The sequence below is a fragment of the Bacteroides sp. AM10-21B genome, assembly GCF_003472565.1.
GTDB lineage: Bacteria > Bacteroidota > Bacteroidia > Bacteroidales > Bacteroidaceae > Bacteroides > Bacteroides propionicigenes.
Map to the genome: position 1 here is coordinate 266,859 of NZ_QRME01000005.1, position 15,514 is coordinate 282,372.

Sequence of the window (15,514 nt, forward strand, 5' to 3'; positions counted from 1 at the left end):
TTTCACAGTTTTTTTAATGTATCAGTATCTTACGCTTTATTTCTGCGCTTAAGCCAAAATTCAGCAATAAACCTACCTGCAAATTTGTACCTTTCAGATAGTTCACCAACTGCCATTCATGTTCCGGTCTTAGCGTAGAAACAGCTTTCAATTTTAAGATAATAGCGTCCTCAACTATCATATCCGTTCTATACGTACCTACTATTCTATTTTTATAATATACATTTAAATCTTTCTGACATTCACATTTCAGTCCTCTTTCTTTCAGCTCAAGGTAAAGTGCATTTTGATACACTTGTTCCAAAAATCCGAATTCCAACGTCTTATGAACCTCGCAAAATGCCGCAATAATCTTCGACGTCAGTTCTTCACACAACATTATTATTCCTCTCTGCGAAATCCGTGTAATCCGTGCCTAAAAATCCAGTCTCTCAATACAAATCTGTAAGCTCTCTTCCCAATGGGGAATCTCTATACCGAAAGTCTTTTTTATCTTCGTCTTATCCAATACCGAGTACTGAGGGCGCGGAGCTTTGGCAGGATACTCATTCGTATGTAACGGGCTGACTTTACATGAAGTGATACCCGCAATGCGGTGAATGGCTACCGTAAAATCATACCATGAACAAACACCTTCGTCACTGAAATGATAAATACCGGAAACAATGCCTTGATTGATTGCCTCAAAGATGGCACGAGCCAAGTCATTGGCGTAAGTCGGCGTACCAATCTGGTCGAAGACAACTCCCAACTTTTCACGTTCTTTGCCCAAGCGAATCATTGTCTTTACAAAATTATTGCCGTAAATAGAATATAACCATGCCGTGCGGATAACCATTGCACGACTACACTTCTCCATAACAGCTTGTTCACCCGCCAGTTTTGTAGAACCATAAACGGAATTGGGACAAGGAGTCATTTCTTCTATATAAGGTATATGGGCGGTTCCATCGAACACATAGTCCGTGGAAACCTGTATCATGGCAGCACCACAAGCCTCAGCCGCAGCAGCCAGATAGCCGGGAGCTATATGGTTCAGTTTATCGCAAAGTTCCGGATTATCTTCCGCCTTGTCTACCGCCGTGTAGGCAGCACAGTTCACAATAACATCCACCTGATTGCCGGACACAAATGCGCGTATGGCTTGCTCATCGCATATATCCAATTCCTGCACATCCGTAAAGAAATAAGTGTGTTGCTGATTTTCAGCGGAGAGCACCCGCATCTCGTTGCCAAGCTGTCCGTTGGCACCGGTTACTAATATATTCATCTTGCTATCTACAATTTATTATCTACTACATATCACTCATATCTCATGCAAATATCCCGTCAGTCATTTTCCAGCTTCAACTCGCCTTTCTTGTCTTTGTCGTAATAGTTGGCAAGTAAGGAAAGGAAACTGCTGATAGCTTCTACCGCCTTGGCAGTACCCTGACTGATTTCCTTTTTCTGCAAACGCAACAACAATATGCCGTAAAGCGCTTCGAAACAAGTTTCCAATTCGGGTTCTTCTTCCTGTCCGCCCTTCTGTCGCAACTCTACAATAAAAGGAAGTGCCTTGAAATACGCTGCATTATAAAAAGGATATTTTGTGGAAGCCAGCAAATCGGCGTGCAGGTCCGTCAAGTTACGAATAACATTACGGTTAATCTGTAAATGCCCTTTCTCCGTCACACCCTCCGCACGCATCATATCTGCAAGATTTCCATACCATTCTTCCAAAGGCGCATGCTCTTCCGCCGGATAGCGGGAAATGATATTACTACGGATAAGGTCGATATCGCACTTGTTCGCACGAATCAAATCTTCCACTTGCCACATATATATAAGGTATTCGGCAATATTCTTTTCTTTCAGTTGCTGTGAAATCTTCACGTTGAGATTTATGATTTATAATTAATACAGTGACTCACCCATCAGCGTAAACACCAGTCCAAGTGCAGATACCACCATGACAATACCGCCGATAATACGATTCAATATCCAAATACCGCGCAAGTTGAATTGCGTACGAACCTTATTGACGAAAAAGGTGATTCCAAACCACCAAGCCAACGCCCCCAAAGCAATGGCAAGATACCCCGTAACGGCCTCAAAGACCAACACGCCCTCGCTCACAAAAGCAAAACGTGCAAAAAGACCTACAAAAAGAAATATGATAAGCGGATTGGAAAGAGTGACAGCGAACGCTGTGATGAAGTTGTGAAAATAAGACCCCTTACTGGTAGATACCGGACGAATGGATTGTACCGGATTGCTGCGGAACGTATAAATACCGAATATCAACAGAAGGATGCTTCCAAACAATTGCAGATAGAATATATTCTTGTTGACATAATCAAATACGAAACTCATTCCGTAGCCTGTCAGCAAAGCATAGGCAATATCGCTCAGTGAAGCTCCTATGCCTGTTACAAAACCATACCAGCGTCCTTTATTTAGAGTACGCTGAATACACAATACTCCTACAGGGCCCAATGGTGCAGACACTATAACACCAATTATGAACCCTTTCCACAATATGTCAAATATGGTCTCTATCTGAATCATGCCTGCAAATATCGGACTTTTTTATGAGACAAGCGAATAGAGTTAACGTTTTTTCGACTGAAAAGGATTATATAAACATAATCTGCCATTATAAACCACGTTCGCTATAGAAAACTTGTATATTTTGCATCGGATTACACAAAAGACTTAAAAGACGTCCTACATACACACATATCAATCTATTATACAACAATTTACGCAAGATATATATTAAGCTATATCTTATAGATAAAAACAAAATATTCAAATATAAGATTAAATAAATCAACTTTTAATTGCATATACATATTATAATTATTACTTTTGTACCGATTAATAAACAGAACATCAAACAATAAAAACAAAAATGAAGAAACGCCACTTATTACCGGTATTCGCACTATGTGCAACCGCAATGTTTTCTTCTTGTGAGAAAGAAGTTTTCAACTCTCAGAAAGCCGAAAGTACAAAGGACTTGAATGTTCCCGCCGACTTTGACTGGAAAACTACCCAAAGCAAGACTTATACTGTCACTTCACCCGTAAATACGGCTGTAAGTTTCTACACCGATGAAAGCTGTACCGATGAGAAATTATTGGTCAAGAACTTTCCGCTGACTGCCAATGAGACAAAAGAAGTTTCATTGGATATTCCCACTTATCTGACTGATATCTATGTACAATATCCTACGGCAAATGGAATGAATACATTAAAAATCAGTACGGATGAGACAACGACACGGGGACACCGAGATATTGTTCTGCCCGAAGGAACGGAAGTATATACCGACGAACAGGCAATAACCCATCATTACTACCCCAGCGGAACCCGTATGGGAACCATCCTTTTCGAAGACCTCTATCCTGCAACAGGAGATTATGACTTCAACGATTTCGTCATCGGCTATAACATTGACGCATTCTACACAGTAGGTAAAAAAGGTTCTTATAATGACGGATTTATCATGAAGTTCCAGATACGCGCCATAGGAGGTGCATTATCCTATCGTCCTGCCATTCGCTTAAAAGGTTTCCCGATGAAGAACCTTAAGGGCGCGGATATAGATTATAGCGGAACAACCCACGAAGGCATTACTTTGGAACTATTAGAAAATCGCAGTGATGACCAAGATGTGATTTTTGTAATCAACGGTACAGAGAAACTTCGTCAAGGTGGTTTCTACAACACTAATCCCGATAAGATAAACAAGGATATGCCGGTAGTAAGCTGTAAAGTAGAGAAGAATAACTTTAAAGAGTCCAATATAGCCACGAGCTATATGTGGCTGGCAGTGGCTCTTCCTCAGTATTTCGACTTCTTCATTCAAAATCCCGACAACAACAACGAGATACACTTCAGAGGTTTCAATCCTACCGATATGAGTCCGCAGGATTCCAATACAGAGTTTAATTCTAAAAAGAATCTGGTTTGGGGCTTCGCCATTCCTGAACTAATGGCACATCCGGCTGAAGGCATTGATATTATTGACGCATACCCAAGCTTTAAAGGTTGGGTTAAAGGTGGAGGAAATGGTAACAAAGACTGGTACACCAAGAAACCGCATGACAAAGTAATTGATTTGAATTAACCGGACTTATTCATCCGATTTATCCAAAATCCTCATATATAAACATCAGCCGATTGAGTTTCCTTAATCGGCTGATGTTTTTTTATTTCCATTTCTTTCTCCCCACCAACGATTTTGTATATCTTTGCAACCAAATCGTAAACTCTTAAATAAAAGTATGATTCTTTTTTTCAGAACACCATCCAAGAGCGTGATTGCCGTAGAATGTGACCACGAACTTACCCAGGCAGACAGCGACAAACTCTGCTGGCTTTTTGGAGAAGCCACCCCCGAAAGTGAAGACAATCTGAAAGGACATTTCGTTGGCCCGCGCCGCGAAATGATTACTCCTTGGAGTACCAATGCCGTGGAAATCACCCAGAACATGGGACTGAGCGGAATTATCCGTATCGAAGAATATTTCCCGGTAAAGGATGAAAATGCAGAGCGTGACCCGATGCTGCAACGTATGTATAAAGGCTTGGACCAAAACGTATTTACGACCAACCGTCAACCGGAACCGATTATCCATATAGATGATTTGGAAGCATACAACGAAAAAGAAGGTCTGGCACTCTCCAAAGAAGAAATGGACTACCTTAAGAAAGTAGAGAAAGACTTGGGACGTCCGTTGACAGACTCCGAAGTATTCGGCTTTGCACAAATCAATTCCGAACACTGCCGTCACAAAATCTTCGGCGGTACATTTATCATCGACGGAGTAGAACAGGAGTCTTCCCTCTTCCAGATGATTAAGAAAACCACTCAGGAAAATCCGAACAAGATTATATCAGCTTATAAAGATAATGTTGCCTTTGCCGAGGGGCCGGTTATCGAACAGTTTGCTCCGGCAGACCACTCCAAACCCGACTTCTTCCAGATAAAGGACATCAAGAGTGTTATCTCCCTAAAAGCTGAAACCCACAACTTCCCCACTACCGTAGAACCTTTCAACGGCGCTTCCACCGGTACAGGCGGTGAAATCCGCGACCGTATGGGTGGTGGTAAAGGCTCATGGCCCATTGCCGGAACAGCCGTATATATGACTTCTTATCCCCGTACAGACGAGGACCGTTCTTGGGAGGAAATACTTCCGGTACGCGAGTGGTTGTACCAGACTCCCGAACAAATCCTGATTAAAGCATCCAACGGCGCCAGCGACTTCGGAAACAAGTTCGGTCAACCACTGATTTGCGGTTCCGTACTCACCTTTGAGCACAAAGAAAAAGATGAAGTTTACGGTTACGATAAAGTTATCATGCTTGCCGGCGGTGTAGGATATGGTACTCAACGCGACTGTCTGAAAGGCGCTCCCGAAGCCGGCAACAAGGTTGTCGTTATCGGTGGAGACAACTACCGCATCGGCTTAGGCGGCGGCTCCGTATCGTCTGTAGATACGGGACGTTACAGCAGCGGCATCGAACTGAATGCCGTACAGCGTGCCAATGCAGAGATGCAAAAGCGCGCCTACAACGTAGTACGCGCACTTTGTGAAGAAGACACCAATCCCGTGGTTTCTATTCACGACCACGGTTCTGCCGGACACGTAAACTGTCTGTCCGAGTTAGTAGAAGAGTGCGGTGGAGTTATTGACATGAGCAAGCTGCCTATCGGTGACAAGACTTTGTCTGCCAAAGAAATCATAGCCAACGAGAGTCAGGAACGCATGGGATTGTTGATTCAGGAAGAGGCTATCGAGCATGTACGCAAAGTAGCCGAACGCGAGCGCGCCCCGATGTACGTAGTCGGTGAAACAACCGGTGACCACCGCTTCGCATTCCAGCAGGCTGACGGTATACGCCCGTTTGACCTTGCCGTAGAACAAATGTTCGGCTCTTCACCCAAAACCTATATGGTAGACAAAACCGTAGAACGTCATTATGAGATGCCGAAATACGAATTGTCACAACTGCATGAATATCTCACCAACGTACTCCAACTGGAAGCTGTTGCCTGCAAAGACTGGTTGACAAACAAGGTAGACCGTTCCGTAACAGGCAAGATTGCCCGCCAACAATGTCAGGGCGAACTCCAGCTGCCGTTGAGCGACTGCGGTGTCGTAGCTTTGGATTATCGTGGTGAAAAAGGTATTGCAACTTCTTTAGGACACGCTCCGCAGGCTGCGCTTGCCGACCCGGCAGCCGGTTCCATTCTCTCCGTCAGCGAAGCATTGACCAACCTGATTTGGGCTCCGCTTGCCGAAGGTTTGGACAGCGTATCTCTGTCTGCCAACTGGATGTGGCCGTGCCGTTCACAAGAAGGTGAAGACGCACGTCTCTATACAGCTGTCAAAGCATTGAGCGACTTCTGCTGCGCCCTGCAAATCAATGTTCCTACGGGTAAAGACTCTTTGTCCATGACACAGAAATATCCCGACGGCAGTAAAGTTATCGCTCCGGGTACGGTTATCGTATCTGCCGGCGGTGAGGTTTCCGATGTGAAGAAAGTAGTATCTCCCGTACTCGTCAATGATGACAAGACTACCCTTTACCATATCGACTTCAGCTTCGACCAGCTGAAACTGGGCGGTTCCGCTTTTGCGCAATCATTAGGCAAAATAGGTGACGAAGTGCCTTGTGTACAAGACGCCGAATACTTCCGTGATGCTTTCTTGGCTGTACAAGAATTAATCAACAAAGGACTGATTCTTGCCGGACACGATATTTCAGCCGGCGGTCTTATCACTACGCTGCTCGAAATGTGCTTTGCCAATGTAGAGGGCGGTATGGAAATCAATCTCGACAAGATGAAGGAGCAAGACCTCATCAAAATATTGTTCGCCGAGAATCCGGGTATTGTTATCCAGATTAGCAACAAGCACAAGGAAGAAGTCAAGAAGATATTGGAAGATGCCGGTGTTGGCTATATCAAAATCGGTAAGCCGACTGATGAACGCCACATCCTCGTAAGCAAGAACGATGCCACTTACCAATTCGGTGTAGATTATATGCGCGATGTCTGGTATTCTTCATCTTATCTGCTCGACCGCAAGCAGTCCATGAACGGATGCGCCAAGAAACGTTTCGAGAACTACAAGATGCAGCCGCTGGATTTGGTATTCCAACCCGAATTCAAGGGTAAACTTTCACAATACGGTCTTGACCCGGACCGCCGTACTTCTACCGGCGTTCGTGCAGCTATCATCCGTGAGAAAGGAACCAATGGCGAACGTGAAATGGCATACTCACTCTACCTTGCCGGCTTCGATGTGAAAGACGTAACCATGACCGACCTTATCAGCGGACGTGAAACACTGGAAGATGTAAATATGGTAGTTTATTGCGGCGGCTTCTCCAACTCCGACGTATTAGGTTCCGCCAAAGGTTGGGCAGGCGCTTTCCTCTTCAACCCGAAAGCAAAAGAAGCGCTTGACAAGTTCTATGCACGCGAAGACACGCTGTCTCTCGGCGTATGCAACGGCTGCCAGCTGATGATGGAATTGGGCCTCATCACTCCCGATCATGAAAAGAAGGGAAAGATGCTGCATAATGATTCTCACAAGTTCGAATCAACCTTCATTGGCCTGACCATCCCTACCAACCGCAGCGTAATGTTCGGCTCCTTGAGCGGCAGCAAGCTCGGCATCTGGGTGGCACACGGAGAAGGCAAGTTCTCATTGCCTTATGATGAGGACAAGTACAATGTAGTGGCAAAATACACCTATGACGAATATCCGGGCAACCCGAACGGTTCCGACTATTCCATCGCAGCCATAGCCAGCGCCAACGGACGCCATTTGGCTATCATGCCTCACTTGGAACGCTCCATCTTCCCGTGGCAGAACGGCTACTATCCCCAGGACCGTGTTCATAGCGACCAGGTTACTCCATGGATAGAAGCATTTGTCAACGCACGCAAGTGGGTGGAAGAAAAGACAAAAAATGACAAAGCGTAAAGCTATAATCCAATAATATGGTAGTGTGCCAAAGCTTCTGCATCAGCAAGAACTTTGGCACATTTCATTTGTTTTCCGATCATTTCCCCGTTCTCCCGCCACCCTCCCACTCCATTTCTCTTTTTTTTGCATATCTCAAACAAATTCACTACTTTTGTGTTAATATTAAGTCCCCCCAAACGTTTATCAAACTCCAAAATTGGCTAATATGAAAAAGCATTTCTTTTTCTTTATTTTCCTGTTATCATCTTTTTTGACCGTTGCTCAAACGTATAAGTACATCGGCGTAGAAGATGGTTTGAGCAACAGGCGGGTGTATGCTATTCAAAAAGGGCCTAAAGGCTATATGTGGTTCCTCACACATGACGGTATCGACCGTTATAATGGGAAAGAGTTCAAACAGTATAAGCTTATGGACGGCGAAGAGGAAATAAACTCCATGATGAGTCTTAGCTGGTTATATACCGATTCCAAAGGCAGATTATGGGAAATCGGCAAACAGGGACGTGTGTTTCGCTACGAAAACAAACACGACCGCTTTCAATTAGTATATAAGCTTCCTAAAAGTGAGACAAAAGGATTACATACTCCCGTCAGCTACGGATTCGTAGATAATAACAGTACAATATGGCTCTGTAACCAAAAGAATATCTATCTGTACAATAGTGAAACGGAAAAATGTACCACTATTAAAAATGAAATCAACGAAAGCATAACAGATATTGAACAAATAGATACCAACCATTATTTCATAGGTACAGATGTCGGCATACATTACGCCAAACTGAAAAACAATATACTTGCACTCAGTCCCTGCGAGAAACTGGATACATTAAAGCTGCAGATAAATGAACTTTTCTACCACAAGAAGAGCCGGAAAATCTTTATCGGTACTTTCCAAAGAGGTATATATGTATACGACCTTAACCTTCATAAAGCATTTCCTGTAAAATCCAGTCTGATAGATGTCAGCATCAACCGTATCCGCGCTTTTGGTGACAACGAGATATTAATTGCGACAGACGGCGCAGGTGTTCATAAGATGAACGTGGACACCCATTCTACCGAACCGTATATCGTAGCCGACTTCAATCGGTATAACGCCATGAACGGCAATACGATTTACGACATATACATCGACGAAGATGAACGTATATGGATGGCAAACTACCCTATCGGCATTACTGTGCGTAACAACCGATATAGCGATTATGAATGGATAAAACATTCAATAGGCAACAAACAATCCCTCATCAACGACCAAGTAAACGCTGTCATAGAAGACAGAGAAGGCGATTTATGGTTTGCCACCAACAATGGTATCAGTCTATACGAGCATCGCACCAAACAATGGCATTCATTCCTTAGCGTATTCGACAAAGAGCACACAAATCAAAGCCATACTTTTATTTCCTTGTGCGAAATCAGCCCCGGGGTTATTTGGGCAGGCGGCTACAGTTCAGGTATCTACCAAATAAACAAAAAGAGCTATTCGGTTGATTTCTTTACCCCCGCACTATTTGGCGGAACAGATATTCGTCCGGACAAATATATTCGTTCTATCACCAAAGACAGTGAAGGCTACATATGGTCCGGTGGATACTACAATCTCAAAAGAATAGACTTAAAAAATAAAAAGGTGAATTTCATCCCCGGACTGGATGCCATAACAGAGATAAAAGAGAAAGACAAAAAATATATGTGGATAGGTACAGCCAACGGGTTATATTTATTGGACAAGGAAACCGATAAACACCAGTACATCCCGATGCCGGTAGAATCTTCCTATATATACTCCTTATATCAGGATCCCACAGGGCTGCTATATATTGGTACCAACAACTCCGGTTTGCTTATTTATGACCCTGTCAACAAAAGCTTCCAGCACTATCACAAAGATAACTGCGCACTTATCTCCAATAACATCTACACAATCCTCTCAGAAGATAAGAATGACGTATTGCTCAGTACCGAATATGGTTTGAGTGCTTTTTATCCTAAGGAGAAGGTATTCCATAACTGGACTAAAGAACAGGGACTACAGTCCGATCACTTTAATGCCAACTCAGGAACATTGCGTAAGAATGGCAATGTCATTTTCGGAAGTACTGATGGTGCCATAGAGTTTCCTAAGAACATGGTATTACCACGCGAGTATAAAACACAAATGATATTCAGTGATTTGCGTGTATTCTACCAGACTGTATACCCAAAGGATGAGGGTTCTCCCCTTATTTTGGATATTGATGAAACAAAAACCTTGCAACTGAAATATAACCAAAACATATTCTCACTTCAGGTTTCCTCTATCAACTATGACTATCCTTCCCTTATCCTGTACTCTTGGAAGTTAGAAGGATTCTATGACGGTTGGAGCCGTCCGGGAGAAGAGAATATTATTCGTTTCACCAACTTGAGCCCCGGGCACTACATCCTGCGCGTTCGTGCCATATCCAACGAGGACCGACGCATCGTACTGGAAGAACGCTGCATGGATATTATTATCGAGCAACCCTTCTGGCTCAGTATATGGGCTTTATTATTTTATGCGTTCGTTCTCATCGCCCTTACAAGTGTTACATTACGTATCATCGTGTTACGCAAGCAAAGAAAGATATCCGATGACAAGATTCGTTTCTTTGTCAATACGGCGCATGATATCCGCACCCCGCTAACACTTATCAAAGCTCCGCTGGAAGAACTTGCCGAACGCGAGACGTTGACTAAAGAGGGAGTTGACAATCTCGGTACGGCACTTCGTAATGTCAATGCGTTGTTACGTCTCACAACTAACCTCATCAACTTTGAACGGGCAGACACTTATTCAAACAGCTTCTACGTATCCGAATACGAACTGGGTGTCTACATGAATGAAACAGTCAATGTATTCCGTCCATATGCTTCCATCAAACATATCAACTTGACTTACGAAAGTAATTTCCGCTATCTGAACGTTTGGCTGGACAAGGATAAAATGGATTCTATTTTGAAAAACATCATATCCAACGCCTTAAAATATACTCCGGACGGTGGAAGTGTACATATCTATGCTTACGAGACAGAAGATACTTGGAATGTGGAGGTTAGCGATACAGGTATCGGTATTCCATTGGACGAGCAAAAGAAACTGTTTAAAATGCACTTCCGCGGCAGCAATGCTATCAACTCTAAAGTTACCGGAAGCGGAATAGGTCTGCTGTTGGTATGGAAACTCGTACATATACACAAAGGAAAGCTCAATTTTAGCAGTACCGAAGGCAAAGGGTCTTGTATCAAAGTATCTTTTCCTAAAAGTAAAAAACGTTACCATAAAGCGATACAACATTCCTCTCCGGCAAAAGATGAAAAAGAACAAAACCAGCCGAAGGATAACGACATGGAACAGGTTGTTCCTTCAATAGAGAATACGCTGAATGTTCCTGCCGAAACCACAGCCACTCCTATAGAAGGTTACGAAGATGCCCAACAGCAAACCCTTAGTACAGACCAGCAGCAAAAGATATTGGTAGTAGAGGATAATGATGAACTGAGAGAATACCTGCGCCGTACTTTGGCCGAGAAGTATCAAGTACAGGTATGTTCCAACGGCAAATCGGCACTTTATATCATAAAAGAGTATTTCCCAGACTTGATTATATCGGACATTATGATGCCCGAAATGCGGGGTGACGAATTATGTCAAGTTGTAAAAAACGATATTGCCACTTCGCACATTCCCGTAATCCTGCTTACAGCTCTTAATACAGATAAAAACATCATAGACGGACTGCAAACCGGAGCGGACGAATACGTGGTAAAGCCTTTCAATATCGGAATTTTGCGCGCCACCATTGCCAATCTGCTGGCCAACCGCGCTTTACTACGCCACAGATATGCCAATCTGGAGTTAAATGACGACACCCACAATACGGAATGCCTCAACTGCTCTACGGATTTAGACTGGAAATTCATAGCCAGCATCAAGAAGCACGTAGAAGATAATATGGATAGCCCAACTTTCAATATTGATGTTCTTTGTAACTTACTCAATATGAGCCGTACCAGCTTCTACAATAAATTAAAGGCGCTGACCGACCAATCTCCGGGAGATTATGTCCGGCTAATTCGTCTGAAACATGCCATGAAGCTGTTGAAAGAGCAGAGGTATACAATCACCGAGGTGGCCGAAATGACCGGATTCAGTGATGCCAAATATTTCCGTGAAGTCTTTAAAAAGCACTTTAATGTAAGTCCGAGCCAATATGCAAAAGAGGAAGGAAACATTAATGAACCAAAACAATAAACTGATTACAGTATTACACATGATATGACAAATATATATATCGAAGCTTTTTCCATATTCTTCAAAATCGGGGCATTCACCATTGGCGGCGGCTATGCCATGGTCCCGTTAATAGAAGATGAAATTGTTACAAAGCGCCGGTGGATAGCCAAAGAAGATTTCATAGACCTGCTTGCCATATCCCAATCCGCACCGGGCATTCTTGCGGTCAACATATCCATTTTCATAGGCTACCGTTTACGAGGGATACGGGGAAGTATCATCACAGCTTTAGGGACGATACTGCCTTCGTTTCTTATTATCCTTGCCATAGCTTTATTTTTTCATAACTTTAAAGACAATGTTTACGTAGAACGTATTTTTAAAGGCATCCGTCCGGCTGTTGTGGCACTAATAGCCGCTCCAACTTTCAGTATGGCGAAATCTGCCAAAATCAACCGCTATACCATCTGGATTCCTGTTGTATCAGCACTGCTTATTTGGCTACTGGGCTTCTCCCCCATCTGGATTATCATAGCTGCCGGTGTGGGCGGATACGCATTTGGGAAGTGGCGGCAATTAACCTCTAATCATTAACCCCTAATCACAACATCTATGCTTTTTCTTCAATTATTCTATACTTTCTTTAAAATCGGCCTGTTTGGTTTTGGTGGTGGATACGCCATGCTTTCCATGATACAAGGTGAAGTAGTCACCCGTTATGGCTGGTTGACACCACAGGAATTTACGGACATCGTAGCTATCAGCCAGATGACGCCCGGACCTATCGGTATCAATTCTGCAACCTATGTAGGCTATACCACGATAGCCGAGCACTATGGTACAAGCATGGGAATATTGGGCTCTTGCATTGCCACCTTTGCCGTAGTACTGCCTTCATTCATTTTGATGCTCACTATCAGCAAATTCTTTCTGAAATATCAGAAGCATCCTTCGGTAGAGGCTGTATTCAGTGGCCTTCGCCCGGCAGTAGTCGGACTTTTGGCATCGGCAGCACTGGTATTAATGAATGCGGAAAACTTTAGTTCCCCAAAAGAGGATAGCTACTCTTTCGTAATCAGTATCATCATTTTCTTGGTAGCTTTCATTGGAACAAGAAAGTACAAGGCCAATCCTATATTGATGATTATAGCGTGCGGAATAGCCGGACTGATACTCTATTAACAAAAGAAGGAATTCTAAACAACGGCTCAGTTTGAAAACTTGGGGGATTAACATTTTCTAATTCCCCTATATGCATACACATTACTCGCCAACGATAAGCGATGCGAAGATTCTGAACAGCCACACATACATACTTTGATGTACATCATAATTCATTTTGATATACGTCAAAACGGATTATGATATACATCAAAACAGGGAATATTCTTGGATTTCAGTTTGCACCTGTACCCCTTCCACCCTTCCGAACCTTCCTGTTTATACGGGGTAGCGGGTGAAACCCGCTTTTTACTCCCCTAATGACACATCTCAGCTCCCGTAACCACGGGCATTTGTCCTGCAAACCACAGGCATTTGAGGAGCTGAGGTGTGTGGTTTAAAGAGCTGAGATGCGTCATTGTAATTGTCGGAATGTGCAGCCTGTGATATGGGGTTCCACCCGCTACCCCGTATAAACAGGAGGTTTCGGAAGGGTGGAAGGTATTGGAACACAACTGCAAAAGGAAGCATATCTTATGTAAAATTGCTGTATCTTCTATAACTTTACCTTTTTGCCTACTGACTTAGACTCGTTATGCAAGCGGTCGAGTGCGGTTACCACATAACGGTATTTTGTCTTACCGTCCTCATAGGGCAGCTTATAGAAAGTATTACGTGTGACAGCCACAATATGCGAGGGATCGTCAATATCTACCTTTTCCTTCGACCCGAAACGATACACCACATACTGTACCGGACGGTTCATTTCGTCTTTAAACTTCGGCGCAGTCCAGAAAAGTATATAGCCGTCAGCTGTCCATACCGGTTTCACTTTGCGTACTTTGTCCGGTGCTTCATTATCCATAAAGTCAAATACAGGCGGCAGAGCAGGATATTTATGATACTCGGCAACCAACGCATCCCGATACTTGCCGGCATTTTCCACTACGGCACTGGCGGGCCATTGGCAGCTGCCGCCAATTGTCTGATAAGCCCGTTGCAAGGCCATCTTGCGGGGAAGCTGATTGATAGATGGATTCTTCGGGTCGGCATTCTGCACCGTATTCATTACAGACTGTCCGATAAACAAAGGACGGTTTTCCGTATGCTTTGCCCACCATTTCACTAAAGTTTCATAATCGGCTGCCGGATGTCCTATCTGCCAGTATATCTGCGGTATATTATAATCAACCCAACCTTTGCGCGCCCACAGAAGTACATCAGCATATAAATCATCATAATTCTGCAAACCATTCGTATTGCTACCCAGCGGATCGCTACTTTGGTTACGATAGATACCGAAAGGGCTCACTCCGAACTTCACCCAGGGTTTAAGCCCACGAATCGTTTCGTGTATCTTCTGAATCAGAATATTCACGTTACTGCGACGCCAGTCTGCCTTATTGCTGAAACCGCCGCCATAACGTGCAAAACTTGCATCATCCGGAAAGTCTTTTCCTTTGATAGGGTAAGGATAGAAATAATCGTCCATGTGGATAGCATCCACATCATAGCGCGACACGATATCGGTTATCACCTTACAGATATGGTTACGGCTTTCGGGCAATGCCGGGTCAAAATACAACTGATCGCCATAGGTTACAAACCATTCGGGATGCGAATTATAAACATGAATAGGAGAAAGTTCATTTTTCAGTGAGGTCTTTACCCGATAAGGATTAATCCAAGCATGGAACTCCATACCCCGTTTGTGGCATTCTTCAATCATAAACTGCATTGGGTCCCAGTACGGTTCCGGTGCTTTACCTTGTACGCCTGTCAAGAAACGGCTCCACGGTTCATATTGCGAAGCATACAGTGCATCAGCTTCAGGGCGCACCTGAAAGATAATGGCATTAATACCCGCACCTTGCAAAGAGTTCAACTGGTTTATCAATGTTTGCTTCAGTTTGCCGGTAGGTACACTGCGAAACTGTCCGTTCACCGCCTGTATCCATGCGGCGCGAAATTCACGTTTAGGATAGTTGACAGCTGAGGTTTGCTGTGCCTGTATGGTCCAAGTTTGAATGCACAGCAATAGTAGCAAGAGGAGATTTCTAAATTTCATTTTGTTCTTTTTAAATATTGCATGGCAAAG

Annotated in this window: 10 protein-coding genes; 5 read left to right on the forward strand and 5 right to left on the reverse strand. The window is 43.7% G+C overall.

Annotated features, from left to right (window positions below):
• Window positions 1-13: 13 nt before the first annotated feature.
• Genes DW121_RS08530 through DW121_RS08545 form a run of 4 tightly spaced genes read right to left on the reverse strand, consistent with a single transcriptional unit; the run spans window position 14 to window position 2,550 of the window.
• Complete coding sequence (locus DW121_RS08530; protein ID WP_187120018.1) at window positions 14-379, reverse strand: GxxExxY protein; 366 nt, start codon at window positions 377-379, stop codon at window positions 14-16.
• A gap of 36 nt (window positions 380-415) precedes the next feature.
• Window positions 416-1,270, reverse strand: coding sequence for a dTDP-4-dehydrorhamnose reductase (gene rfbD, locus DW121_RS08535; protein ID WP_117711307.1), 855 nt, complete (start codon window positions 1,268-1,270; stop codon window positions 416-418).
• Between the two features lie 59 nt (window positions 1,271-1,329).
• The gene (locus tag DW121_RS08540) at window positions 1,330-1,875 is read right to left on the reverse strand and encodes a DUF4924 family protein (RefSeq protein ID WP_118323526.1); all 546 of its coding nucleotides are present in this window, start codon (window positions 1,873-1,875) and stop codon (window positions 1,330-1,332) included.
• Between the two features lie 21 nt (window positions 1,876-1,896).
• Window positions 1,897-2,550, reverse strand: a complete 654-nt coding sequence (locus DW121_RS08545) for a LysE family translocator (protein ID WP_009122436.1) — start codon at window positions 2,548-2,550, stop codon at window positions 1,897-1,899.
• Window positions 2,551-2,896: 346 nt separating this feature from the next.
• Between DW121_RS08545 and DW121_RS08550 the strand changes: the two genes are divergently transcribed.
• The 5 genes from DW121_RS08550 (at window position 2,897) to DW121_RS08575 (ending at window position 13,437) form a co-directional block, all read left to right on the forward strand.
• A complete protein-coding gene (locus DW121_RS08550; protein WP_118323527.1) occupies window positions 2,897-4,117 on the forward strand; it encodes an LruC domain-containing protein in 1,221 nt (406 codons plus the stop codon).
• 157 nt (window positions 4,118-4,274) lie between these two features.
• A complete protein-coding gene (gene purL, locus DW121_RS08555; RefSeq protein WP_118323528.1) occupies window positions 4,275-7,991 on the forward strand; it encodes a phosphoribosylformylglycinamidine synthase in 3,717 nt (1,238 codons plus the stop codon).
• A 208-nt stretch (window positions 7,992-8,199) separates the two neighbouring features.
• Window positions 8,200-12,273: a response regulator gene (locus DW121_RS08565; RefSeq protein ID WP_118323529.1), complete on the forward strand. Its 4,074-nt coding sequence runs from the start codon at window positions 8,200-8,202 to the stop codon at window positions 12,271-12,273.
• A 24-nt stretch (window positions 12,274-12,297) separates the two neighbouring features.
• Entirely contained in the window at window positions 12,298-12,849 is a 552-nt protein-coding gene (locus DW121_RS08570; protein ID WP_117711302.1) for a chromate transporter, read from the forward strand.
• Window positions 12,850-12,867: 18 nt separating this feature from the next.
• On the forward strand, window positions 12,868-13,437 hold the full coding sequence (locus DW121_RS08575; protein WP_117711301.1) for a chromate transporter: 570 nt from the start codon (window positions 12,868-12,870) through the stop codon (window positions 13,435-13,437).
• Between the two features lie 535 nt (window positions 13,438-13,972).
• On the opposite strand, the gene DW121_RS08580 is transcribed toward DW121_RS08575, so the two are convergent.
• Window positions 13,973-15,484 carry a glycoside hydrolase family 10 protein gene (locus DW121_RS08580; RefSeq protein WP_117711300.1) on the reverse strand — a complete coding sequence of 504 codons (1,512 nt, stop codon included), beginning with the start codon at window positions 15,482-15,484 and terminating at the stop codon, window positions 13,973-13,975.
• Window positions 15,485-15,514 lie beyond the last annotated feature (30 nt).